The organism is Corynebacterium sp. CCUG 69979 (assembly GCF_024454095.1).
GTDB classification, from domain to species: Bacteria; Actinomycetota; Actinomycetes; order Mycobacteriales; family Mycobacteriaceae; genus Corynebacterium; species Corynebacterium genitalium.
In genome coordinates, this window is the sequence record NZ_JAGPZA010000005.1 from 38,414 (window position 1) to 61,232 (window position 22,819).

Here is a 22,819-nt window from a genome sequence, read left to right on the forward strand (position 1 = left end):
AGAAGCGCCCCACGGGGCGTTTTTCTATTTCTCGAAGTCGACGACTAGGCGCGTTGGGTTCTCCAGGATGCTCACCTTGTACGGGCGGGTGTCCTTCAGGCCCACGAAGTACTGGGATGCGCCCTCGAACGTGCCTTGGTTCACGACATCTACGACCGCACCGCTAGCCAAACCCAGGTTGGTCTTGCCCGCGTACTTGTGGTCCGGGGTCATATCCAGCGAGGTGCCGTGGATGAGCAATTCGAAGTGCGCATCGCCGGGCACCTCGACCGGATTGCCCGACGTATGCTGGCGCGGATCATCCGTGTATCCAGCGTGGAACCTCGGTTGACCGGTTCCTTCGAACTCGAAGACAAGGCGGTCGTAATTCTCGTGGCTACCCACGCGGATATCGGTCGTGCGCAGTTCCGCGGGGTCGCCGTCGAACTGCTCTGTGGGTTCAGTGCTGAAGTCGCCGTCAGCGCCGGGTTGCATGTCTGCGGCCCCCAGTGTGTTCTGCTGGCCATCTTCCGTTCCTGTCGGCTTCGTCGCAGAGTTTTCCGCGTCCTTATCGGCAGTGTCGGCATCAGGGTTTGTGGAGGTGCTCATCTGGGGTTCTGGAACGGTGTCGCCGGTGTCGCAGGCAGAAAGAGCAAGACCAGCCGCCGCGAGGACAGCGACAGCCGTTGAGGCATGTGTCTTCTTCTGTGGTGTGTGTTTCATATGTGACAGCCTAGCTGGGTGCGGACTCCGGAGCGGTTGCGACGGGCCGGGGACAGCACGCAACGGTGGCGAACGGCGGCCAGCGATGCCGCGCTAAGGTGGTCCAGAGAAAACAGACGAAGCAAAGTGCGACAGAAAGGGCAACGCATGACTATCAAGGTGGGAGTTCTCGGAGCGAAGGGCCGCGTGGGCTCGGCAGTCGTGGCGGGTGTGAACGCCGCTGAGGACTTGGAACTGGTCGCAGAGGTTGACGCAGGCGATTCTTTGGATCTCCTCACCGACAACGGTGCTGAGGTCGTGGTGGACTTCACCACCCCGGGCGTGGTCATGGACAACCTGGAGTTCTGCATCAATAACGGCATTCACGCCGTGGTGGGCACGACTGGTTTCGACGAGGAGCGTTACGGCCAGGTGCGTTCCTGGCTCGAGGCCAACCAGGGCGTCGGTGTACTCATCGCGCCGAACTTCGCTATCTCCGCTGTGCTGGCCATGGCGTTCGCCCGCCAAGCAGCTCCGTTCTTCGACTCTGCAGAGGTCGTGGAGTACCACCACCCGAACAAGCTTGACGCTCCGTCGGGCACGGCGGTGAAGACCGCCCAGGGCATTGCGCAGGCCCGCAAGGACGCCGGCATGGGCGCCATGCCTGATGCGACAGAGCAGGCTCTCGACGGTTCACGCGGTGCCGATGTCGACGGTGTCCACGTGCACGCCGTGCGCATGCAGGGCATGGTCGCCCACGAGGAAATCATCTTCGGCACCACCGACCAGTCCCTGACCATCCGCCAGGATTCCTATGGGCGTGACTCGTTCGTGCCGGGTGTACTGACGGGTGTTCGGAACGTCGATAAGCACGCGGGACTGACGATCGGCCTGGACTCCTACCTGGGGCTGTAATGACGCAAAGCAGGAATCTCGATGTCCAACTGATCGCCGCAACTTCGTTTGCGGCGCCAGCGGATGTCGCGTGGGAGCAGGATGGGCAGGCCACGGATGCCGAAGCACTCGTGGAGTTCGCGGGCCGGGCGTGTTACGAGACCTTCGACAAGCCCAACCCGCACACCGCTGCCAACGACGCGTACCTGCGACACATCCTCGAAGTCGGGCACGACGCGTTGCTCGAGCACGCCACCGCGACGCTGTACATCCGCGGGCTGTCGCGTTCTGCAGGCAACGAGTTGCTGCGCCACCGCCACCTGTCGTTTTCGCAGTTGAGCCAGCGCTTTGTGCCTGCCGCTGAAGCAGATGTGGTCATCCCGGACGCGATCGCGGACGACGCGGACCTCAAACGCATCTTCCTCGCCGCTGTCGAGGAATCGCGCTTCGTCTACGAGGAGCTTTTGGGCGCGCTGGAGGAGAACACTGAGGACGAGCCGAACGCGCTGCTGCGCAAGAAGAAGGCCCGCCAGGCCGCGCGCGCGATCCTGCCGAACGCCACTGAGACGCGCTTCGTGGTCACCGGCAACTACCGCGCCTGGCGCGGCTTCATTGCGGCGCGCGCCAGTGAACACGCTGACGTGGAAATCCGCGCGCTCGCCATCGCGTGCTTAGAGATTCTTAAAAAGCAAGCACCAGCGCTTTTCGACGACTTCCTCATCAGCACGCTTGCCGACGGTTCCGTCATGGCCACCAGCCCGTACGCCGGATAGTAACCTGTTGAGCTATGGGCATTACTAAGAATGAATTAGGAACCGTCGGCGTCGCCATGGCCACCCCGTTCGACAGCAACGGTGACCTGGATCTCGAGACAGGCCGGAGGTTGGCGGCCCACCTCGTAGACAACGGGGTCGACCTGCTGATCTTGGGTGGCACGACCGGAGAATCGCCGACCACGTCCGCCGATGAGAAGCTCCAGTTGATCACAGCGGTGCGCGAGGAGCTCGGCGACCGCGTCAAGATCATGGCCGGCTCGGGCACGAACGACACCCGCTCCTCGATCGAGCTGTCGCGGGCCTCCCGCGACGCCGGCGCAGACTCCCTGCTGGTTGTCACCCCGTACTACTCCAAGCCGTCTCAAGCGGGACTTCTCGCTCACTTCAGCGCTGTGGCGGAGGCGACGGAACTGCCGATCTGCCTCTACGACATTCCCGGCCGCTCCGCGATCCCCATCGCCGGCGACACCATCCGCGCGTTGGCGGAACTGCCTACCGTCAAAGCCGTGAAGGATGCGAAGGGCGACATGCTGGAGGCCACCGCGATTATCAATGACACGGGGCTGGACTGGTACTCTGGCGACGACGTTCTCAACCTGCCGTGGTTCTCCCTCGGCGCGATCGGTGTGATCTCCGTGATTGCGCACGCCGCACCAGGGTTGATGAGAGAAATGGTGACAAGCTTCGAGGAAGGCGACCTCGCCCGAGCCCGGGAAATCAACGCCAACACCATGTGCGTGCTCGCTGGACAGCAGGCCGTGCTTGGTGGAGTGACATTTGCAAAGACAGCCCTGCGCTTGCAGGGCATCGAGGTCGGAGACCCCCGTCTGCCCATCGTCGCACCCGACGAGAAGCAGCTGGAGGCGCTGCGACGTGACATGGAAAAGGCTGGAGTCCTTTAAATATGAATGAATCCCGTAACCGCTCCCGCAAGGTGTCCCGCAAGGCGGGCCCCCCAGAGGCCGGCGACCAGCAACCGGTGTTCCAGACCCCGGACACCCCGCCCGCCGACAACAATGCCGATGCCGGCAACGACCGTGGGGGCCGGGATAACCAGGGCTCCAACAATAACGGCGGCGGCAACGGCAAGAACGACAACGGCGGCAACGGTGGCGGTTCGAACAACGGCGGTAACCGCTCTGGCAACAACCGCGGCGGAAACGGTGGCAACGGCGGAAATGGCGGCGGTGGCAACAACCGTGGCCGTGGACGCGGACGTGGCGGCCGTGGGGGAGGCCGCGGTGACAACCGCCGTAACCCAATGAAGTCGATGCAGGGTGCGGACCTGACGAAGCGTCTGCCCGCCCCGCAGAAGCCGGCAAACGGTGCGCTGCGTATTTACGCGCTCGGCGGCATCTCTGAGATCGGCCGCAACATGACCGTGTTCGAGTACAACGGCCGCCTGCTCATTGTGGACTGCGGTGTGCTCTTCCCGTCTTCGGACGAGCCGGGTGTGGATCTCATCCTGCCGGACTTCGGTCCGATCGAGAACAAGCTGGATAAGGTTGAGGCGCTCGTGGTCACGCACGGGCACGAGGACCACATCGGCGCGATTCCGTGGCTGCTCAAGCTGCGCCCGGACATCCCGATTTACTCCGCGCGCTTCACCAACGCGCTCATCGCGGCCAAGACCCGCGAACACCGCCAGAAGCCGAAGCTGCACGAGGTCAACGAGAAGTCGGAGATCACAGCAGGCCCGTTCAACCTGCGCTTCTGGCGCGTGGGCCACTCGATTCCGGACTGCCTCGGTGTGGTGATCAAGACCGGTGCCGGCACCGTATGCATGACCGGTGACATCAAGCTGGACATGACCCCGTACGACAACAAGCCGACGGACCTGCCCGCGCTGGCCCGCTACGGCGACGAGGGCATCGACCTGTTCCTCTGCGACTCCACGAACGCCACCATTCCGGGCATCTCCAGTTCGGAGGCCGGCATCGAGGAGACACTGATCCGCCTTGTCCAGGGCGCGAAGCAGCGCGTCGTCCTCGCATCCTTCGCCTCGAACGTGTCCCGCGTGCAAATGGCGATCAACGCTGCGGTGGCGTCGGGCCGCAAGGTCGCCTTCAACGGCCGCTCCATGATCCGCAACATGGAGATCGCGGAGAAGATGAGCATGCTCAAGGCTCCGCGCGGCACGATCATCCCGATCGAAGAGGCCGCGAAGATGGCCCCGCACCGCGTCATGCTCATCACCACCGGTACGCAGGGTGAGCCGATGGCGGCACTGTCGCGCATGTCGCGCCGCGAACACCGCCAGATCACGGTACGTGACGGCGACCTGATCATCCTGTCCTCCTCGCTCATTCCGGGCAACGAGGAAGCGGTCTTCGCCGTGATCAACAACCTCGCCCAGATCGGTGCGACGGTGGTGACCAACGAGGACGCCCACGTCCACGCGTCCGGTCACGGTTACGCCGGCGAGCTGCTGTTCCTCTACAACATTGCTCGCCCGCGCAACGCCATGCCGGTCCACGGTGAGTGGCGTCACCTGCGTGCCAACAAGGAGCTGGCAATTGCGACTGGCGTGAAGCCAGAGAACACTGTTCTGGCGCAGAACGGTGTGGTCGTGGACATGGTCGACGGCAAGATCACGGTCGCTGGCCAGTACCAGGTTGGTCACCTCTACGTCGATGGCACCACGATGGGCGATGTCGACCCGGATGTTCTGGCGGACCGCACTTCACTGGCATCCGGCGGTGTCATCTCCATTACCTGTCTGATCGACGACCGCACAGGCAGCCTCATCGAGAAGCCGAAGGTGTCTACCACAGGTCTCATCGACGATGATCGTGGTGTCGTCCCGGTCATCCAGGAGCTGGTGGAGACCACCATGTCTGACCTGGCTGCCGAGGGTGAGAATGACCCGTACCGCATGGTGCAGCAGCTGCGCCGGCGCATTTCCCGCACCATCGAGCAGAAGTACAAGCGCGAGCCAGTCATTCTGCCGACCGTGGTGCCGATGAACACCGACGACATCACCCCGGCGTCGCCCGAGGAGATCGCGGAGTCCCGCGAGTCGCTGTAGACGAGCATTGCTTATCGACGCGCCCTGCCGTAGTAACGGCAGGGCGTTTCCTTGTCATCTGGGCGCTAAATGCGCACAGCCTCGCTCGCCCCAGCCGCGCTAGGCTGGGGCTCATGTCGTTTCAGCAAAAAGAACGCGAGAAGCTCGCCGAACTCATGCTCGAGGTCGGCCCCGATGCCCCGACTTTGTGCGAGGGCTGGACTACCTATGACCTAGCAGCCCACCTGTTCATCCGCGAGCACCGCACGCACCTCGCGGGTGGGTACGTCGTATCGGCCCTCAAAGACTTGACTCGATCTGCGCAGGAGAAAGCCAAGCAGCAAGAGTCGTATGAGCACTTGGTCAACGAGTGGGCGGCGGGACCACCGCTGCACATCAAGCCTCTGGACAGCTTCATGAACGTCTCCGAGAACTTCATCCACCATGAGGACGTGCGTCGCGGTTCCGGCACCGTAGAACCACGCGAGTTCTCTCGCGCTGTCGAGACGAAGCTGATGGGCGCAGCCAAGATGATGGGGAAGATGGCCTTGACGTCCTCTGACGTGCCGGTGGTGCTCACCCCGCCGAACCACCCTCCCGTCACGCTCGGCGGCAAGCGCGGTGTCGCTGAGCAAGGCGACCGCGTCGTGCGCGTGAAAGGCGAGCCGGGCGAGTTGCTGCTCTGGGTCACCGGCCGCGACGCCGTCCAAGTCGAAATCGAGGGCAACGAGGCGGACATCCAGGAAGTCAAGCGCCAGTTCTAGTCTTTAGACTTGACGCTCATTCTCCACCATTGAACCGCTGAAACCGGTGTGGCGTATGTGACTTGAGGTGTGCTGGCCATTAACATGGTGACCATGTCTGTCACCAGTACCCAGCGCCGCGGCGGCGCGCGCAACACCGGCGGAACTCGCCCGTACCGCGGCCGCTCTACGTCCGATTCCACCGGCTCCACACGCGCAGCCGACACCGCCAACGAGCGTGTCGGCTCTGCTGTCGGCGCCGTCGGGCGCGGGCTGGGCAACGCCGCTCGCGAGGCCACCAGCTCATTCCGCACCGTCGGTGGGGGAGCCAGCGGCGGGCGCGGCCGTAAGCGCCGCGACGAGAACTTGCTTGACGACTCTCAGCCCACCACCGGCCGCGGATCCCGCACCTTGACCCCTGAAGAGGCATACGCCGACGAGACCACCCCGAAGTCGACACGGCGCAAGCGGACGACGCGCGACACTTCTCCCGCAACGGAACCCGCAGCTGATTCCCGTTCTGCTGACGCTGATTATGCCGACGACGCTGTGGGGCTCAACGGCCGACGCGTTGACGCGATCGGCCTTGTGCTCATCGGCCTAGCGGCGATCCTTGGCGCTTCGGTGTGGTTGGATATTGCCGGCCCGGTCGGGGCGGCCATTGCGAACGGGACCCACTGGGTCATTGGTGCCGGCGCTCTCGTGCTGCCCGTGATCCTCGTCTGCGTTGCCATCGCGATCATGCTCCGCCTGGGGTCGAACGCGTCCGAGCGCGCGCACAGCGGTTTGGGTCTGACCATCATCGGCATCTGCATGCTCGGTCTGATCCACATCTTCGCCGGAACGCCCGAAACATGGGAAGGCCGACGCGTCGCCGGGGGTGCGATCGGCGCTTTCGTCGGTGGCCCGCTCAGCGCAGGCTTTAGCCCGTACGTCGCTGTGCCGCTGCTGATTCTCGTCATCGTCTACGCTGCGCTGTTGGCTACGGGTATTACCGTGCGTGAATCCTTCGACTACATCCGCGCACTGTTCCGCAGCATCGCTGACAATGCGCGCACGCCCGACCCGGAGGACGACCTCGCCGACGATGACATGTACGGCCATGTCGAAGACGACCTCGATAACATCGCCGAGGGTCGCTCACGCCGCCCGCGCGGGTCCAGCGCTCGCGTAGAGCCCACGCTTTTCGACGTCCCCACCGACAGCAACTACGACGACTACGACGACTACGACCAGGTCGACCGTGGCGGTGGCGCTAACCGCACCCAAGTGCTGGACCCGCAGGCAGAACCACCGCGGAAGAAGCGTTCGACCCGCAAGAAGGTCGCTGTCGCACCGACCACCGTGGACGACGACATCGACGGCACTGACATTGACGGTGCCGACACCCACGCAACGGACACCGCTGACGCTGCTGACTCTGCAGACCCTGTCGCGCAGTCGCGTGAGCAGATGCGCCAGGCGATCATCGCTCGCTCCGGCATTGACGCATCGGCTGTGCCCGCATCTACTCCGAACTCGGAGAAGGAGAAGGCGAAGTCCGGCCAGGCCGACAAGGGTGACGCCGCTGACCAACCTCAGGCGCGTGAGCCGGAGACGTGGTCGCAGACGGATTACACGGTGCCGTCGACAAGCTTGCTCGTGGCTGGCCAAGCGCCGAAGACACGCACTGAGGCCAATGACCGGATGATCGAGGCGATCACCGATGTCTTCGAGGAGTTCAATGTCGACGCCCGCGTGACCGGGTTCTCGCGTGGTCCGACAGTCACGCGTTATGAGGTCGAGCTCGGCCCCGGTGTGAAGGTCTCCAAGATCACCAACTTGCAGTCCAACCTGGCGTACGCCGTGGCAACCGACAACGTCCGTCTGCTCACCCCGATCCCCGGCAAATCTGCTGTGGGTATTGAGGTCCCCAACGCCGACCGTGAGATGGTCCGCCTGCGCGACGTGCTCGAAGCGCCGAATGTGCGTGGCGACCATGACCCGATGCTCATCGGCCTGGGAAAGAACATCGAAGGCGATTTCGTGTCCGCGTCGGTGCAGAAGATGCCGCACCTGCTGGTGGCGGGTTCGACCGGTTCCGGTAAGTCGGCGTTTGTGAACTCGATGCTGGTGTCACTGCTGACGCGCGCAACGCCGGAAGAGGTGCGCCTGATCCTCGTTGACCCGAAGATGGTCGAGCTCACCCCGTACGAAGGCATCCCGCACCTGATCACCCCGATCATCACGCAGCCGAAGAAGGCCGCGGCCGCCCTGCAGTGGCTCGTGGAGGAGATGGAGCAGCGCTACATGGACATGAAGTCCGCGCGCGTGCGCCACATCAAGGACTTCAACAAGAAGGTCCGCTCCGGCGAGCTACAGGCGCCTCCGGGGTCCGAGCGTGAAATGCGTCCGTACCCGCTCATCATCTGCGTCGTTGACGAGCTGGCCGACCTCATGATGACCGCGCCGAAGGAGATCGAGGATTCCATTGTCCGCATCACCCAGAAGGCGCGCGCGGCGGGCATCCACCTGGTGCTGGCCACGCAGCGTCCGTCTGTCGACGTTGTCACCGGCCTGATCAAGACGAACGTGCCGTCGCGCCTCGCATTTGCCACGTCTTCTCTGACGGACTCCCGCGTCATCCTGGATCAGGGCGGCGCCGAGAAGCTCATTGGTATGGGTGACGGCCTGTTCATCCCGCAGGGCGCTGGCAAACCGCAGCGTCTGCAGGGTGCTTTCGTGTCCGACGAGGAGATCCAGGCCGTTGTGGACGCCGTCAAGGAGCAGGGCGAGCCGCATTACACCGAGGGTGTCACCGAGGAGAAGGCTGCCGAGAAGAAGGACATTGACGAGGAGATCGGCAAGGACATGGACGACCTCCTCGAGGCCGTCGAGCTTGTGGTCACCTCCCAGCTCGGCTCCACGTCCATGCTGCAGCGCAAACTGCGCATCGGCTTTGCCAAAGCCGGCCGCTTGATGGACCTAATGGAAACCCGCGGCGTCGTCGGCCCGTCCGAGGGCTCAAAGGCCCGCGAGGTGCTGGTCAAGCCGGAAGAGCTGGACACCATCTTGTGGATGATCAAGGGTGCGGATCCAGCAGACGCGCCCAAGGAGGTGCTCGAGGAGCAAGCACTGCAGGAGGAGAGCTCCTCTGATGCTGACTCCGTTTCGAACGACGGCGCCGACGCCGATCCCCAGACCGTGAAGGCCGCCTACAATCCGACCGGTGGAGCATTCTAAATGGGAGTCGATGGCTCCCGTCTGCGGGTGTCGGTCGTTCTGTTCGACGATGTAGAGCTACTAGATGTCGCCGGACCTGTCGAGGTTTTTTCCAAGGTCGACGACATCGAAGTGGAGATGCTGTCGGCGGACGGCGCGTCTGTTACAACCTCCCAAGGGGTTCGCCTAGGTGTAGACGGGGAACTCAGTGCGAAATCTGGAGACGTCCTCTTCGTCCCCGGGGGTCTGGGTACCCGCCAGCTCGTGAAAGACGAGAGTTTTCTGACCGACTTGAAGTCTTTGGCCGCCGATTCGCAGATCTTGATGTCGGTATGCACCGGTTCGGGACTATTGGCGGCCGCCGGGCTACTCGAAGGATACGCTGCAACGAGCAATAAGAATGCGTTCGCCTGGGCGACCACGTTCGGCAGCGCTATCGAATGGCGTCGCTCCGCACGGTGGGTTCATGACCGTGATCGGTGGACATCGTCGGGAGTCACTGCCGGAATCGATACGGCGGCCGCCTTCATCGCGCATCGTTTCGGCTTTGATGCCATCGCTGAGGTTGCGGGCTCGATTGAGCTGCGACTTAATCTTGACCCCGAGGATGACCCGTTCGCTGTTTAAACCACAGTGCAGCGGGCCAGGGTGTGTGGCGGCCGCGACGATCAAGTAGGGTTGCTTCCTGTTGGAGGGGAGTACCCCAAAAGCGCCTCGGATCGTCAACACGGTTCGACGGGCGGCCGCATGGTCGCGCGTTGCCCGGTCCAGGCGGCCCGCCGTCGTAACGCGCAGGTGGGGGAGACCTCCGGTCCGTACCCGTTTTGACCGGAGGTCACATCATGCACGTCCCTTTGTGGATCTGGCTTGTCACGTCGGCAGTCATCCTCGGCTTCTTCATCTTTGACTTCGTCTCCCACGTCCGCACCCCGCACGAGCCCTCCATGAAGGAATCGGGTGGTTGGGCTGCGTTCTACATGACCATGGCGGCGATCTTCGGCGGCATTGCCTGGTGGCAGTGGGACGCGGAGCACGGCGTGCAATTCTTCACCGGTTACATCACCGAGCTGTCGCTGTCGGTGGATAACCTCTTCGTCTTTGCGCTGATCATGGGCGCCTTCAAGATTCCACGCGCGTACCAGCAGAAGGTGCTGCTCATCGGAATCGTCATGGCGCTCGTGTTCCGCCTGATCTTCATTCTGCTGGGGGCTGTGATCATCTCGGCGTGGTCGTGGGTGTTCTACATCTTCGCCGCGTTCCTGCTCTACACGGCGATCAAGCTGGTGTATGACGAGGCTACCGATCAACCGGAGACCGACCCGAACGACATGCTGGTGGTCAAGACGCTGCGCAAGGCTATCCCGGTGACGCAGTCCTACCACGGCGACAAACTCATGTCTGTCACCGAAGCAGGCAAGAAGGCCGTCACCCCGCTGTTCGTGGCCCTGCTGGCGATCGGCTTCATCGACGTGATGTTCGCCTTCGATTCCATCCCGGCCATCTTCGGTATCACCACCGAACCGTTCCTCGTCTTCACCGCAAACGCTTTCGCGCTGCTCGGCTTGCGCCAGCTGTACTTCCTGCTCAACGGTTTGCTGGACAAGCTGGTGTACCTGCCGTACGGCCTGGCCGTGGTGCTGGGATTCATCGGAATCAAGCTTTTGCTCCACGCCCTGCATGAGAACAACCTGCCGTTCATCAACGGCGGCGAAGGCTTTGCAGTGCCTGAGATTGGCACGGTCACCTCGCTCGTTGTGATTGTCGGCGTGCTGGCCATTACCGCCATCGCTTCTCTGATCAAAGAACGCCAGATGGTCAAGAACGGCGAAAAGGACCCGAACGGCCCGCAGTTCCACATCGATTACGACGACCACGGCAACCGCCGCAAGGTCGACCCGGACGGCAACCACCTCGAGTGGATTGATGACCCTGCGACGTCCGGCAAGGGCGACCACACCGCCACTGGATCGCGCGACACCGGCCACCTCGACGTCTCACGCGGCGGCCAGCAAGCGTAACCGTCGCAGGCGGAGCTAGAACGCGTTGATCACCGGGTTCCACTCGCGGATTTCCCGGTCTGCGAGCGCTCCCGCCTCGGTGTAGGGGTCCGCGGCGAGAATCTCCTCGAGAGCCGCCCGGTCCGCCACGCGGAAGAGAATAAGCGACTGGGCGTCGCCCTCGAACGGCCCGGCCGCGACCACGATGCCGTCGTCCTTCAGGGCGGTCATGTAGTCGCGGTGGCGTGGGCGGGTGGCGCTGATGAGCGAGCGCTCACCATAGGTGTAGGTCACTGCGTAGTACTTCATGGACCCCGAGTCTAGGGATGTAGGGTTAGAAGTGTGACCGAACCAGCACCCAGACAGTCCAACTGGAACCTGCCCAACATTCTGACCTCGCTGCGTATCCTGTTCACGCCCGTTTTCGCGTGGCTGGTGCTTTCCCAGCAGTGGTGGTGGGCGTTCGGGGTGTTCGTTGCACTCATGATCACCGACAAGCTCGACGGCGACATTGCGCGCTCGCGCGGGCTGATCACGGACTTCGGCAAGATCGCCGACCCGATCGCCGACAAAGCATTGATGATCACGGCGCTGGTCACGCTGAACATTGCCAGCAACCTGCCGGTGTGGATCACGGTGGTCATCGTGGTACGTGAGCTGGGTATCACGTTCTGGCGGATGTGGATGTTGCGCCAGGGCAAGGTGGTTCCGGCGTCGAAAGGCGGAAAGCTCAAGACTGTCCTGCAGACTGTCGGTGTGGCGATGTACCTGTGCCCGCTGCCTGGCTGGATGGACATCCCGACGCTGGCGGTCATGCTCATCGCGGTCGCGGTCACCGTGGTCACGGGCGTGCAATACCTTGTCGATGGCGCGCGGGCCAACGCAGCAGGTAAGGCCTCCGCATGACCCGCTCCCTAGTCCCCCGGATCGAACAGGTCGATGTCGAGCGCAGCGTCCAGATTCGTGTCGCGGAGGCACTCGCAGCCGACATTATCGACGCGCTGCGCCGGCGGAAAGAGACCCTTGCGCTGTGCGAATCCCTCACAGCCGGGCTGGCCACCGCGACCATTGCCTCCGTGCCGGGAGCATCCGACGTGTTGCGCGGGGGACTGGTCACCTACGCGACCGACCTGAAGGAATCTCTTGCGGGTGTGCCCGAAGAGGTGCTCGATCTGCATGGCCCGATCCACTCGGCCACGGCACGCCACATGGCGCGCGGCGCGAGAACGGCATGCGGCGCCGACTGGGGAGTTGGGCTGACCGGAGTCGCAGGACCCGATAGCCAAGACGACCACCCCGTGGGAGAGGTGTACGTCGGGGTGTCGGGGCCGCGGCGTACCGCAGCGACGAGAGCCGCCGGCATTCTCGCGCTCGACTACCCGAACGCGGTGCGGTACTCGCTCGTCCCGTGGTCCGCGACCCCGCAGCGGGTCGTGGCAGGCAACCGTCAACAGATTCGCGAGAACGCTGTGCTCGCCGCCATGTTCGCCCTGCGCTATGAAATCGAGGGTGTGAGCAGGCGCTAGACTGTCGGGAACACGACGGGAACAATATCTGCCGACCAACCGTTGAATAACACGATGGCAACTACAACAACGCTCAAGTACCAGCCCGCACATGCTGCTCCGGTGGAGCAGCCGGCGACGTCGACACGCATTCGTGAACCGCTGCTGCGTGAGGCGCTCGGCATGTCCCTGCGCGCTTTCCGTGCAGATAAGGGAGTGACTCTGCGCGAACTGGCCGCGCAGGCGCGCGTGTCGCCGGGCTACCTCTCCGAGCTCGAACGCGGCCGGAAGGAAGTCTCCTCCGAGCTGCTCGCCTCCGTGTGCCTGGCGCTTGATACCACCGTGTCCGATCTGCTGCTCGAGGCAGCAGCGAACCTGTCGCTGCAGGCGATGGCCGACGAACTGGCTCACACCCCGCCGGCAGCCGCCGAGGTCTAAGCGCTGCCTGTTCGCCGCGTTCTCCCGCGCACGGCTGGCACCACTCGGCTACCATGTAGGCGTTAAAGATTCTTTAGACATCGCCGCAGAAAGGCTCGAACACTCATGGCTAACCCGTTCACCAAGTTCTGGAACTACCTCATGGCCCTCTTCGATAACAAGATCGAGGAGAACGCAGACCCGAAGATCCAGATCGAGCAGGCGATTGGCCAAGCCCAGCGCCAGCACCAGGCCCTGAGCCAGCAGGCAGCTGCCGTGATCGGCAACCAGCGCCAGCTGGAGATGCAGCTCAACCGCCGTCTGGCAGATGTCGAGAAGCTGCAGGCGAACACCAAGCAGGCGCTGCAGCTGTCCGACAAGGCACGGTCCGAGGGCGACATGCAGAAGGCCACCGAGTACGAAAACGCGGCCGAGGCTTTCGCCGCCCAGCTGGTCACTGCGGAGCAGGGCGTGGAGGACACCAAGGTTCTGCACGATCAGGCGCTGCAGCAGGCACAGCAGGCTAAGCAGGCCGTCGAGCGCAACTCCATGCAGCTCCAGCAGCAGGTCGCTGAGCGCTCCAAGCTTCTGTCCCAGCTGGAGCAGGCCAAGATGCAGGAGAAGGTCGCCGAGTCCCTGCAGTCCATGAATTCCATCACCGGCGGCAACCAGCCGAACCTGGACCAGGTCCGCGAGAAGATCGAGCGCCGCTACTCCAACGCACTCGGCCAGGCTGAACTGGCACAGAACTCCGTCCAGGGCCGCATGGCTGAGGTGGAGCAGGCAGGCATCCAGATGGCCGGCCACTCCCGTCTCGAGCAGATCCGCGCAGAAATGGGCGGTGGCGCTCTCGAGTCCGGTCAGCAGCAGGCTCTGCCGCAGGCCAACCAGGCGCCGAGCCAGCAGCCGCAGATTCAGGGCGGCTACCAGTCCAACACCGATGCGCCGGACGTGTCTAGCGACGCTGTCGCAGAGCGCATGCGTGAGCTGCGCGGCGATCACTAAAAACCCCTGCGGGGAAGCCGCTAATCGACGGCTCCTCGCGCCATGAGCGCCTCACCCGTGAGCTGAGCGCGGCGAACGCTGCGGATCACCAGCGGAGTCCCGAAAGTCAGGAGCGACGTATTCGCGCCCCTGGCTTTTCGCGCGTCTAGGGACTCATTGGCGGTGTTGAACAGCAGCGGGATCTGACGGATGGTCAGGGCGATAGCCAGGCTGATCGTGTCCACCGGCACCCCGATGCGTGCGAGCGGCGCCATGTTCGACTCGAGGGCCTCCATGAGTTCCTCGATGGTGGTCGTCAGGGTCAGCAACGTGGCCGCCATGAAGGTGGCAATCAGCCCGACCAAGGTGGTGAGCATGTTCATCCACCCGTTCTGCCACCACATGAATGCGCCGAGGAACGCCATGATCGGCAGGACCGGGGCGACTTGCCGCCATGCTGTGTCCACCGGAATGCCGGCAATGGCGTAGAAGCCGAAGATCCCAGCAAGGACACCCAGCGCATGCCACGGCTGGGTGGGCAGCCACACCACGAGGATGATGAACACGACGAGCGCGACGAACTTCGCAGTTGGGGACGCGCGGTGCAGCAGTGTGTCGCCGGGCACGTAAACACCGAGCGGGAGTTCTCGCAGTCTCATGGCGTGCGCTTCATCAAATCGCGGTAGAACGCGACCGCGTCAGCGGGAGGGCCGTCGTAGACGAGCTCACTGTCGTTGATGCACAGCACGCGGTCGAAGTTGTCGAGCATCTCCAGGTCATGCGTGACGACGATCAACTGCTGGTCCAACCCCTCCAACTCCTGAACAATCCGGCGCCGGTTACGCAGGTCCAGAAGGGTGGTTGGTTCGTCCGCAATGATCGTCTCCGGTTCGATGACGAGCACCGCAGCCAGCGCGAGCATCTGTTTTTCGCCGCCGGAGAGGGTGTGGGGCGAGTTTTCGGCGCGGTCGCCGAGCTGGAAACGTTCCAGCATCTCGTCGACTCGGGCGTTGACCTCCTGTTTGGGCAGTTTGAACCGGCGCAGAGAGAAGGCGATGTCGTCGCGGACCCGCGGCATGACAATCTGGGCTTCGGCGTCGGAGAAGATGAACCCTACCCGGCGGCGGATGTCTTTGCCGTGGGAGTGGGTGGCTAGTCCGTCGTAAAGCACGGCGCCCGACGTCGGCTCAATGAGACCGTTGACCATGCGCACCAACGTCGACTTGCCTGAACCGTTGGAGCCGATGATGCCGATGCGCTGCTCAGACAGCTCGAAGGACAGCGGCTGGAGAATGACCGAGCCGTCGTAGGCGACGCACGCGCGGTCGAACGTGATTGTGGGCACGGTGCACGCCTAGCTGCGGCGCAGTTGCGGGAATGCCGCGTGGACAGCAAGCGCGATGGCGATCATGACGGCGAGCTTGCCCAAATCGGGGAGAACGAACGCGCCCTGGGCGGCGATCGCCGCGCCGAAGCTCATGTCCGCGCGCCACATCATGCCCAGCGAACCGAAGAGGTACTGCAAAGCGAGGGCGACCACGCCGGCGAGAATGAATATGGCCACGGTCGCCCCCTTCTTTGCCCAGGGGGAGCGGTAGGCGATCAGGCCGGCGACGAAGGCACTGATGAGGTAACCGATCAGATAGCCGAATGTCACGCCCGCGAAAGCTTGAATGACGGTGCGGCCGCCGGCGAGAACCGGAAGAAAAAGTCCCACGAGAAGGAACAGGCCGGTGGCAAGGAACCCCCGACGGGCACCGAGGACGAGGCCGGCGAGGATGGTGGCGGCGTTCTGCAAGACAATCGGCACACCGGCAGCGCCGACCGGGATGGCCAAGAAACCGAGCACGGCGATCAGGGCGGCGAAGACTGCGACGTAGGCGATATCGAGCGCGGTACTAGAGCTGCCGTTGCCGCGGGCAGTGGTGTCAGTCGTTGTCGTCATGGACAACACAATAGCGGACCCAATTGAACACCGTTCAAGAGGTGTCGCGCGCGGCGTGCTGCGTCAGCTCGCTACGGCGTGCCGCACGGTTCCGAAGAGCGCGTCCATCGCTCCGTACGGATGCTTCGTGTTCGTGCGCGGGTAGCCCCTCGGCGAGACGTACACTGGGCGGCCCGCGCGGATCTCGATGCGGCCGCGTCTGCTGATGTGGGCGTCATCGTCGTTGACGCGGTTGTGGTACTCGCAGACGATGGCCAAGTTGTCCATGTTGGTGACACCGCCGTTCTTCCACGGGTCGACGTGGTGGACCTGGCAGAGGTCGGCGGGCATCCGGCAATCCGGGTTCGCGCAGATAGGCTGAGTGATTTTGGCCAGGGTGCGCTGCTTCTCCGACGCGAAACGCAGGTCCCGGTAATGGTTGAGCGGGCCCTCGGTTGGGTGGAACAGGGCGGCCTCAAGGCCGTAGGCGGGATTCTGGAAGTACTGTGCCAGGAAGTCCTTGCCAGTGATGGTGGTGCCGTCGGTCAAGCCTAGGAGGACGTCATCACCCTTGCCGGCGTGAATCTGCGCCAGGTCAGGGGCGGGGACGATGATGGTCGGCCGCGGTGCCGCCTCGGGGACTCCTGCGCCTGAGCGCATCAGCTCTTCGAAGGCGTCGGCCATCTGCGGCGCGGCCGGCAAATCGCGAGAAATGTTCGAGCGCAGCGTCGCTTCGAGCGCCGCCATGACGTGCTCGCAGGCGGTGATGACTGCCGTGCGCATCCCCTTGACCGATGCGCCGAATGACACGCCCTTGCGCGGGTTGACTTCTTTCGCCGGAAGAATCGCCTTGGCGTAGCGCGCCAGCCCCGCACACGTTGTTACGGTGCTGGCAGCCGCAGCGATGAGCTTTGCCCGGAACCCGGCGCGCTCGACGTCGGAGGTGACGTGCTTGATGGAGCGTTCGATCTGGGCGAGCATGTCGACGCACACCCCGCCCGACCGGGCGGCGTCGGCGGCGTCGCGCTGCGCCACGGCTAACGACGACGACCGTGCTGGCCCGTAGTAGGCCGCATGCACCAAGGTCAGCTCGGCTACCCGGGCTGGTGCAAGGCCGGCCGCGAGGAAGGCATCGCGGTCGAAACCCGCGAGGTCGTCCACCCCGATGCTGGTGAGGAAGTCAAGTAAGTTCACGCCCTCACGCTAAGTGGGCCTCACCATGGCTGGCAAGGGATGTTTGCGCACTACAGTGAGCAAACTCAAGGAACGTGTTCCGTTGCCGGGCAGTCTTATAAGGGGTTGGGCAATGGCCGTCGATAAGCGAACGGCGGTGCGCGTATCCTTGGCCGCATGCGCTTGACGGAATTCCAGCAGCTAATCCACGACGAGTTCGGTGACGCGAAAGGCCAGTGGGTCGTGTCATCCCACGTCTTTCCCGGGGTGGGTAAGACGGCGGAGGAGCTGATCGAAAGTGGAGTCGATCCGCGCTACGTGTGGGAGGGGCTGTGCGAGGCGTTTGACGTGCCGGAAGAGCGCAGGTGGGGCGTGGATAAGCCAGGGGAGTGACGCGACGGAAACTTTCTTTTCGAACATTCGTGCGTGTATATTCGAAACAATGTCCGTTGCCGAAGTAGATTGAGTTTCTGACAACGGGGAACCGGAAACGGGTCTTCGGCGGTCTAACGAAATATGCAGACCGTAACCGACCCAGATAACAGCACAGACAGCAAAGTTATTAGCGAAAGGACTGACCACGCGATGGCGACGAAGAAGAAGGCAAGCAACACAGGCAACGACCGCCAAAACGCGCTCGATGCGGCGATGGCCATGATTGAGAAGGACTTCGGCAAGGGCGCCATTATGCGCCTGGGCGACGATAACCGCCCGCCGATCCAGGCGATTTCCTCCGGCAACACTGCCGTCGATGTGGCGCTGGGCATTGGCGGGTGGCCGCGCGGCCGCATTGTCGAGATCTACGGCCCGGAGTCGTCCGGTAAGACCACGGTGGCGCTGCACGCGATCGCAGAGGCGCAGCGCGCGGGCGGCATCGCAGCGTTCATCGACGCGGAGCACGCGCTGGACCCGGAGTACGCTAAGAAGCTCGGCGTGGACACCGACAACTTGCTGGTTTCCCAGCCGGACACCGGTGAGCAGGCGCTGGAGATTGCGGACATGCTGGTGCGTTCCGGCGCGATCGACATGATCGTCATCGACTCCGTCGCCGCCCTGACCCCGAAGGCTGAGATCGAAGGCGAAATGGGCGACAGCCACGTCGGCCTTCAGGCCCGCTTGATGTCCCAGGCGCTGCGCAAGATGGCGGGTGCGCTGTACAACTCTGGCACCACCGCCATCTTCATTAACCAGCTGCGTGAGAAGATTGGCGTCATGTTCGGCTCGCCGGAGACCACCACCGGTGGTAAGGCCCTGAAGTTCTACGCGTCCGTGCGGTGCGATGTCCGCCGCATCCAGACGCTCAAGGACGGCCAGGACTCGATCGGTAACCGCACGCGCCTGAAGATCGTGAAGAACAAGGTTTCCCCGCCGTTCAAGGTCGCCGAGTTCGACATCATGTACGGCGAAGGCATCTCGCGCGAGTCGTCGATCATCGACATGGGTGTGGACAACGGGATCATCAAGAAGTCCGGTTCGTGGTTCACCTACGAGGGCGATCAGCTGGGCCAGGGCAAGGAAAAGGCCCGCATTTTCTTGAAGGAGAATCCGGAGCTGGCGAATGAGTTGGAGCGCAAGATCTTCGAGAAGCTCGGGGTGGGCGAGTTCGCTGGTCAGGACCAGCTGTCCGACGACCCGGTGGACATGGTGCCCAACATCGACTTCGACGACAATGAAGCCGACGAGCTCGCCGGCGCCGCTCAAGAGTAGTGCCGGACTATCCCGCGCCTGACCCGGAGAAGCTGCGCAAGCTGCAGGAAGCGCTCGACGAGTATGCGGCGGGCCAACACGCCCCGCTTATCGACGAAGCCCACGAGAAGGAAACCTCGCGCATCCGCGAGAAAGCACTGCGGTTGTTGGACCAGCGCTCCCGGTCGCGCCACGAGCTGCGCGAGCGGCTGGTGGGCACGGGGCCAGAGCCGCAGTTCGAGCCGGACCTCATCGACGAAGTACTCGACGCCTTAGAGTCGAGCGGGCTTATCGACGACGCATCCTTCGCCCACGAATGGGTCCGCCAGCGCGCTACTGCCCGGGGCAAATCCGCCCGCGCCTTAGACCTCGAGCTGCGGAACAAGGGTGTTGCCGAGCCGGTGCGTGCCGAAGCGCTTGCGCAGATCACGGCCGAGGATGAGGAAGCTCAGGCGCGGGTCGTCGCGGAAAAGAAAGTCCGCGAAGTGAAGGTGCCGCCGGAAGACCGCGCCGAGTACGACAAGGTGCTCCGCCGCGTCGTCGGCGTGCTGGCTCGTCGTGGGTATAACTCGGAGCTGACCATGCGCGTTGCGCGGGAAACGCTCGACGCGCGCATCGCTGAGGTGGGCTGAGCCCGGGCGACGTCGGCAGCGCTAGTTCAGGAAGGACATGTCGCCCGGGGTGTCCGCCTGCACGGCGGCGTCGGAGGCGAGGTGCTCGTCGACGAAGCGGTCGAAGGAACCGTCTTCGTGCATTTTCTCCAGCGCCTCATTGACGGCTGAGACGCTGGCATCATTGTCGCGGGGGAGGCCGAGGCCGTAGTGCTCGTCGTTAAGCGGTGCGCCATTGCGCTCCAACGGGACGAGCTGGAACACCCCTGGCTCGTGCGCGGAGAACCCGGAGAGAATCGCCGCGTCTGTGGACAGGGCGTCGACCGTGCCGGCGCGCAGAGCGTCGAGGCACGCGGTGTAGCTGTCGTATTCGGCAAGGACCACGCCCGGAATGTCCTCGCGCAGTGTTTTCGCGGCCGTCGTGCCGGTGACAAAGCACAGGTTCTTGCCGTCGAGCGACTCCAGCCCCGTGATGTCGGACCCGTCCACCGTGAGTAGCGCCTGGTGGGTCAGCAGGTACGGCCCGGCGAAGGAGACCTCCTCAGCGCGCTTGGCGTCGATGGAATAGTTCGAGGCGACCATGTCGACGTACCCGTTGTCCAGCAGTGACGCACGTTGGCCGGGCGGGGTTTCGCGCCATTCGATCTCGGGGTGGCCCCACCCGTTGTCGTCGGCGATCGAGTTGATCACGTAGGTGGCGATGTCGATGTCGAGGCCGGCAGGGGAGCCGTCGTCACGCATCATGCTCAAACCTGGATTTGTGAACGCGGAGCCCACAACGACGCGGCCGGATTCGATCTGGGACAGAAGATCCTGATCATCCGGCGAACCGCACGCACTGAGTCCACTGACTCCGAGAACCGAGACGAGCGCGGCAGCAAGGTGGATCGAGCGCATGAGACCAACGTTACGCGGTTAGGACTCTCTCGGTGCGCGGAATACACTGTGTCACCGTGACACTAGCGACGAGCACCGTAAACGGAACCAGCCAGCACCCCCGCACCTACGAGGTGCGCACGTTCGGCTGCCAGATGAACGTGCACGATTCCGAACGGCTGTCTGGCCTGCTGGAAGACGCTGGATACGTCGCGGCGACTGACGACAACGCCGACCTGATCGTCTTCAACACCTGCGCCGTCCGCGAAAACGCTGACAAGCGCCTTTACGGCACGCTGGGTGCGCTGCGCGACAAGAAGCGGCACCACCCGGGCATGCAAATCGCCGTCGGTGGCTGTCTTGCGCAGAAGGACCGCGACACGGTGGTGGAGAAAGCGCCCTGGGTCGACGCGGTCTTTGGCACGCACAACATGTCGGCCCTGCCGGCACTGCTTGACCGCGCCCGGGTTGAGGAGGAGGCGCAAGTCGAGGTCGTCGAATCCCTCGAAGTCTTCCCCTCGGTGCTGCCCGCAAAGCGAGAGTCCTCCTACGCCGGCTGGGTATCGGTGTCGGTAGGGTGCAACAACACGTGCACGTTCTGCATCGTGCCGTCGTTGCGCGGCAAGGAGCAGGACCGCCGCCCGGGCGACATCCTCGCTGAAGTGCAGGCGCTCGTTGACCAGGGCGTGTCCGAGGTGACTCTCCTGGGCCAGAACGTCAACGCGTACGGCGTGAACTTCGTCGACCCGGACATGCCGCGCGACCGCTCGGCGTTTTCGAAGCTCCTGCGCGCGTGCGGCGAGATCGAGGGCCTGGAGCGGCTGCGGTTCACCTCCCCGCACCCGGCGGAATTCACCTCCGATGTCATCGACGCAATGGCCGAGACGCCGAACATCTGCCCGCAGCTGCACATGCCGCTGCAATCCGGCTCCGACAAGGTGCTCAAGGATATGCGCCGGTCGTACCGTTCTGCGAAATTCCTGCGCATTTTGGACGAAGTTCGCGCGAAGCTGCCGCACGCGTCCATCACCACGGACATCATCGTGGGTTTCCCGGGTGAGACGGAGGAGGATTTCCAAGCGACGCTCGACGTTGTCGAAAAGGCACGGTTCACCTCGGCGTACACCTTCCAGTACTCGCCGCGCCCCGGCACGCCCGCCGCGGAAATGGACGGCCAGGTTCCCAAAGAGGTCGTTCAGGAGCGTTTCGAGCGCCTGCTCGCCCTGCAGGAGCGGATCAGTTACGAAGAGAACCTCAAGCTCATCGGCACATCCCAAGAGTTGCTCGTCCAGGAGACGAACGAGAAGAAGGCGGACCGCGCGCAGAGCACGCGACTGTCCGGGCGCGCACGCGACGGACGGTTGGTGCACTTCGACGCCGGTTCGCTTATCGACGCCGTCCGCCCCGGCGACATCGTCCACACCACCATCACTGACGCCCGTCCCTTCTATCTGATCGCGGACTCCCGCGTGACGGCGCACCGCCGCACGCTGGCCGGCGACAACTCTGAGGCCGGCCAGGTGCCCACGACCGCGCCTGTCGGCGTGGGGTTAGGCATGCCGAAGATCGGTGCGCCGGTGGCTGCGCCCGCTGCAGCTGGCGCGGCCGGCGCGGGCGGGGCATGCGGGAGCTGCGGATAGGAGGATCATGAGCAACCCGACGCAGACCGAACTCGCCCAGCAGGAGAAGCACTCCGCTGACACGCTCGACCTAGGCTGGCACCGCTGGCTGCTGGTCGGTGCGATCGTTGTTTACGTGGTGTCTCTGTTCCTACCCTTCGCTGGCGACACCACGGGCCTGCAGATGCTCACGTTCACCGAGGCGGACGGCATGTCGATCGCGGTCACGGAGCGGCTATTCACCATGTTATCGTTCCTCTGCTTGATCGTCTTCACGCTGCTGACGGTGATCCTGCGGCGCACGTCGTTAGCCTTGCTGGCGTGGATGGCCGGTTGCGTCGCGTTAGTCATGGCGCTGCTGGGCTTGTGGCTGCGCCAGACCAGCTCGGCAGCCGCCGCGGGGGTGACATCTGGGGCCGGTATTTACGTGGCAATCCTCGCGGTCATCGTGGCTATTCCGGTGCTGTCGGTCGCCTGGATGCGCCGCACCCCCGAGCAAAAACGCCTGGAGGAGCAGCGGCGCGAGCAGACGGAGTTCAACCCCGTCGCTGATCTGCAGACGGATGCGGCGACGCAGGCCGTGCGGCGCACAGACGGCGCGGGCTCCATTGTCGACGACCGCCGCCAGCGGGCAGCCCAGCGCCACCCGCAAGCGGGGGAGCGCTAACCTTTCCCGCGCGGACCGCTGGCGAATGGATCAGGGCTTTCGCCTGCGAGCTCGTGCG

At 63.9% G+C, this 22,819-nt stretch carries 24 protein-coding genes; 17 read left to right on the forward strand and 7 right to left on the reverse strand.

Annotated elements, in window-relative coordinates; genetic code table 11:
• Positions 1-24: 24 nt before the first annotated feature.
• Positions 25-702 carry a hypothetical protein gene (locus tag KBX18_RS04620; protein WP_255995001.1) on the reverse strand — a complete coding sequence of 226 codons (678 nt, stop codon included), beginning with the start codon at positions 700-702 and terminating at the stop codon, positions 25-27.
• A 147-nt stretch (positions 703-849) separates the two neighbouring features.
• On the opposite strand from KBX18_RS04620, the gene dapB reads away from it, so the two are divergent.
• From dapB to KBX18_RS04660, 8 genes are all read left to right on the forward strand, one after another.
• On the forward strand, positions 850-1,596 hold the full coding sequence (gene dapB, locus KBX18_RS04625; protein WP_005289755.1) for a 4-hydroxy-tetrahydrodipicolinate reductase: 747 nt from the start codon (positions 850-852) through the stop codon (positions 1,594-1,596).
• Positions 1,596-2,348, forward strand: coding sequence for an FAD-dependent thymidylate synthase (gene thyX, locus KBX18_RS04630; protein WP_255995002.1), 753 nt, complete (start codon positions 1,596-1,598; stop codon positions 2,346-2,348). The genes dapB and thyX overlap by 1 nt, the downstream gene beginning before the upstream one ends.
• A 14-nt stretch (positions 2,349-2,362) precedes the next feature.
• Positions 2,363-3,253: a 4-hydroxy-tetrahydrodipicolinate synthase gene (gene dapA / locus KBX18_RS04635; protein ID WP_255995003.1), complete on the forward strand. Its 891-nt coding sequence runs from the start codon at positions 2,363-2,365 to the stop codon at positions 3,251-3,253.
• A gap of 2 nt (positions 3,254-3,255) precedes the next feature.
• Positions 3,256-5,379 (forward strand): ribonuclease J, encoded by a 2,124-nt coding sequence (locus KBX18_RS04640; RefSeq protein WP_305082948.1) that lies wholly within the window; start codon positions 3,256-3,258, stop codon positions 5,377-5,379.
• Between the two features lie 113 nt (positions 5,380-5,492).
• Positions 5,493-6,122, forward strand: a complete 630-nt coding sequence (locus KBX18_RS04645; RefSeq protein WP_255995004.1) for a TIGR03085 family metal-binding protein — start codon at positions 5,493-5,495, stop codon at positions 6,120-6,122.
• Between the two features lie 93 nt (positions 6,123-6,215).
• Positions 6,216-9,323, forward strand: a complete 3,108-nt coding sequence (locus tag KBX18_RS04650; RefSeq protein ID WP_255995005.1) for a DNA translocase FtsK — start codon at positions 6,216-6,218, stop codon at positions 9,321-9,323.
• A complete protein-coding gene (locus KBX18_RS04655) occupies positions 9,324-9,929 on the forward strand; it encodes a DJ-1/PfpI family protein (protein WP_255995006.1) in 606 nt (201 codons plus the stop codon).
• Between the two features lie 215 nt (positions 9,930-10,144).
• On the forward strand, positions 10,145-11,320 hold the full coding sequence (locus tag KBX18_RS04660) for a TerC family protein (RefSeq protein ID WP_255995007.1): 1,176 nt from the start codon (positions 10,145-10,147) through the stop codon (positions 11,318-11,320).
• A 15-nt stretch (positions 11,321-11,335) separates the two neighbouring features.
• Here the strand turns inward: KBX18_RS04660 and KBX18_RS04665 are convergent, their stop codons facing one another.
• On the reverse strand, positions 11,336-11,608 hold the full coding sequence (locus KBX18_RS04665; protein WP_255995008.1) for a YciI family protein: 273 nt from the start codon (positions 11,606-11,608) through the stop codon (positions 11,336-11,338).
• 33 nt (positions 11,609-11,641) lie between these two features.
• On the opposite strand from KBX18_RS04665, the gene pgsA reads away from it, so the two are divergent.
• The 4 genes from pgsA to KBX18_RS04685 all read left to right on the forward strand — a co-directional run bounded on the left by pgsA (position 11,642) and on the right by KBX18_RS04685 (position 14,226).
• Positions 11,642-12,205 (forward strand): CDP-diacylglycerol--glycerol-3-phosphate 3-phosphatidyltransferase, encoded by a 564-nt coding sequence (gene pgsA / locus KBX18_RS04670; RefSeq protein ID WP_255995009.1) that lies wholly within the window; start codon positions 11,642-11,644, stop codon positions 12,203-12,205.
• On the forward strand, positions 12,202-12,825 hold the full coding sequence (locus tag KBX18_RS04675) for a CinA family protein (RefSeq protein ID WP_255995010.1): 624 nt from the start codon (positions 12,202-12,204) through the stop codon (positions 12,823-12,825). Before pgsA ends, KBX18_RS04675 begins: the two co-directional genes overlap by 4 nt.
• Positions 12,826-12,879: 54 nt before the next feature.
• Positions 12,880-13,242 (forward strand): helix-turn-helix domain-containing protein, encoded by a 363-nt coding sequence (locus tag KBX18_RS04680; RefSeq protein ID WP_255995011.1) that lies wholly within the window; start codon positions 12,880-12,882, stop codon positions 13,240-13,242.
• Between the two features lie 105 nt (positions 13,243-13,347).
• Positions 13,348-14,226, forward strand: a complete 879-nt coding sequence (locus KBX18_RS04685) for a PspA/IM30 family protein (RefSeq protein ID WP_005289774.1) — start codon at positions 13,348-13,350, stop codon at positions 14,224-14,226.
• A 20-nt stretch (positions 14,227-14,246) separates the two neighbouring features.
• Here KBX18_RS04685 and KBX18_RS04690 read toward each other — a convergent pair whose 3' ends face one another.
• The 4 genes from KBX18_RS04690 to KBX18_RS11855 all read right to left on the reverse strand — a co-directional run bounded on the left by KBX18_RS04690 (position 14,247) and on the right by KBX18_RS11855 (position 17,323).
• Complete coding sequence (locus KBX18_RS04690; protein WP_255995012.1) at positions 14,247-14,864, reverse strand: energy-coupling factor transporter transmembrane protein EcfT; 618 nt, start codon at positions 14,862-14,864, stop codon at positions 14,247-14,249.
• On the reverse strand, positions 14,861-15,550 hold the full coding sequence (locus KBX18_RS04695; RefSeq protein ID WP_255995013.1) for an ABC transporter ATP-binding protein: 690 nt from the start codon (positions 15,548-15,550) through the stop codon (positions 14,861-14,863). Before KBX18_RS04695 ends, KBX18_RS04690 begins: the two co-directional genes overlap by 4 nt.
• Positions 15,551-15,559: 9 nt before the next feature.
• Entirely contained in the window at positions 15,560-16,150 is a 591-nt protein-coding gene (locus KBX18_RS04700; protein WP_255995014.1) for a biotin transporter BioY, read from the reverse strand.
• Between the two features lie 63 nt (positions 16,151-16,213).
• Entirely contained in the window at positions 16,214-17,323 is a 1,110-nt protein-coding gene (locus KBX18_RS11855) for an HNH endonuclease signature motif containing protein (RefSeq protein WP_255995015.1), read from the reverse strand.
• 156 nt (positions 17,324-17,479) lie between these two features.
• Between KBX18_RS11855 and KBX18_RS04710 the strand changes: the two genes are divergently transcribed.
• From KBX18_RS04710 to KBX18_RS04720, 3 genes are all read left to right on the forward strand, one after another.
• Positions 17,480-17,695: a DUF3046 domain-containing protein gene (locus KBX18_RS04710; RefSeq protein ID WP_255995016.1), complete on the forward strand. Its 216-nt coding sequence runs from the start codon at positions 17,480-17,482 to the stop codon at positions 17,693-17,695.
• 192 nt (positions 17,696-17,887) lie between these two features.
• Positions 17,888-19,009, forward strand: coding sequence for a recombinase RecA (gene recA / locus KBX18_RS04715; RefSeq protein ID WP_255995017.1), 1,122 nt, complete (start codon positions 17,888-17,890; stop codon positions 19,007-19,009).
• On the forward strand, positions 19,009-19,620 hold the full coding sequence (locus tag KBX18_RS04720; protein ID WP_255995018.1) for a regulatory protein RecX: 612 nt from the start codon (positions 19,009-19,011) through the stop codon (positions 19,618-19,620). The genes recA and KBX18_RS04720 overlap by 1 nt, the downstream gene beginning before the upstream one ends.
• A gap of 21 nt (positions 19,621-19,641) precedes the next feature.
• Here the strand turns inward: KBX18_RS04720 and KBX18_RS04725 are convergent, their stop codons facing one another.
• Positions 19,642-20,496, reverse strand: coding sequence for a glutamate ABC transporter substrate-binding protein (locus KBX18_RS04725; protein WP_255995019.1), 855 nt, complete (start codon positions 20,494-20,496; stop codon positions 19,642-19,644).
• Between the two features lie 32 nt (positions 20,497-20,528).
• Between KBX18_RS04725 and miaB the strand changes: the two genes are divergently transcribed.
• Positions 20,529-22,115 carry a tRNA (N6-isopentenyl adenosine(37)-C2)-methylthiotransferase MiaB gene (gene miaB / locus KBX18_RS04730; RefSeq protein ID WP_370687013.1) on the forward strand — a complete coding sequence of 529 codons (1,587 nt, stop codon included), beginning with the start codon at positions 20,529-20,531 and terminating at the stop codon, positions 22,113-22,115.
• Between the two features lie 7 nt (positions 22,116-22,122).
• Positions 22,123-22,761 carry a hypothetical protein gene (locus tag KBX18_RS04735; RefSeq protein ID WP_255995021.1) on the forward strand — a complete coding sequence of 213 codons (639 nt, stop codon included), beginning with the start codon at positions 22,123-22,125 and terminating at the stop codon, positions 22,759-22,761.
• Positions 22,762-22,819 lie beyond the last annotated feature (58 nt).

What these genes read in the sequence shown, in the direction of transcription:
- KBX18_RS04660 (WP_255995007.1), top strand. Translation starts at nt 10,145, where the DNA reads ATGCACGTCCCTTTGTGGATCTGGCTTGTCACGTCGGCAGTCATCCTC.
- KBX18_RS04735 (WP_255995021.1), top strand. Translation starts at nt 22,123, where the DNA reads ATGAGCAACCCGACGCAGACCGAACTCGCCCAGCAGGAGAAGCACTCC.
- recA (WP_255995017.1), top strand. Translation starts at nt 17,888, where the DNA reads ATGGCGACGAAGAAGAAGGCAAGCAACACAGGCAACGACCGCCAAAAC.
- KBX18_RS04680 (WP_255995011.1), top strand. Translation starts at nt 12,880, where the DNA reads ATGGCAACTACAACAACGCTCAAGTACCAGCCCGCACATGCTGCTCCG.
- KBX18_RS04650 (WP_255995005.1), top strand. Translation starts at nt 6,216, where the DNA reads ATGTCTGTCACCAGTACCCAGCGCCGCGGCGGCGCGCGCAACACCGGC.
- dapB (WP_005289755.1), top strand. Translation starts at nt 850, where the DNA reads ATGACTATCAAGGTGGGAGTTCTCGGAGCGAAGGGCCGCGTGGGCTCG.
- KBX18_RS04690 (WP_255995012.1), bottom strand. Translation starts at nt 14,864, where the DNA reads ATGAGACTGCGAGAACTCCCGCTCGGTGTTTACGTGCCCGGCGACACA.
- KBX18_RS04700 (WP_255995014.1), bottom strand. Translation starts at nt 16,150, where the DNA reads ATGACGACAACGACTGACACCACTGCCCGCGGCAACGGCAGCTCTAGT.
- dapA (WP_255995003.1), top strand. Translation starts at nt 2,363, where the DNA reads ATGGGCATTACTAAGAATGAATTAGGAACCGTCGGCGTCGCCATGGCC.
- KBX18_RS04675 (WP_255995010.1), top strand. Translation starts at nt 12,202, where the DNA reads ATGACCCGCTCCCTAGTCCCCCGGATCGAACAGGTCGATGTCGAGCGC.
- KBX18_RS04685 (WP_005289774.1), top strand. Translation starts at nt 13,348, where the DNA reads ATGGCTAACCCGTTCACCAAGTTCTGGAACTACCTCATGGCCCTCTTC.
- KBX18_RS04645 (WP_255995004.1), top strand. Translation starts at nt 5,493, where the DNA reads ATGTCGTTTCAGCAAAAAGAACGCGAGAAGCTCGCCGAACTCATGCTC.
- thyX (WP_255995002.1), top strand. Translation starts at nt 1,596, where the DNA reads ATGACGCAAAGCAGGAATCTCGATGTCCAACTGATCGCCGCAACTTCG.
- KBX18_RS04665 (WP_255995008.1), bottom strand. Translation starts at nt 11,608, where the DNA reads ATGAAGTACTACGCAGTGACCTACACCTATGGTGAGCGCTCGCTCATC.
- KBX18_RS04640 (WP_305082948.1), top strand. Translation starts at nt 3,256, where the DNA reads ATGAATGAATCCCGTAACCGCTCCCGCAAGGTGTCCCGCAAGGCGGGC.
- KBX18_RS04725 (WP_255995019.1), bottom strand. Translation starts at nt 20,496, where the DNA reads ATGCGCTCGATCCACCTTGCTGCCGCGCTCGTCTCGGTTCTCGGAGTC.
- KBX18_RS04710 (WP_255995016.1), top strand. Translation starts at nt 17,480, where the DNA reads ATGCGCTTGACGGAATTCCAGCAGCTAATCCACGACGAGTTCGGTGAC.
- KBX18_RS04655 (WP_255995006.1), top strand. Translation starts at nt 9,324, where the DNA reads ATGGGAGTCGATGGCTCCCGTCTGCGGGTGTCGGTCGTTCTGTTCGAC.
- KBX18_RS04620 (WP_255995001.1), bottom strand. Translation starts at nt 702, where the DNA reads ATGAAACACACACCACAGAAGAAGACACATGCCTCAACGGCTGTCGCT.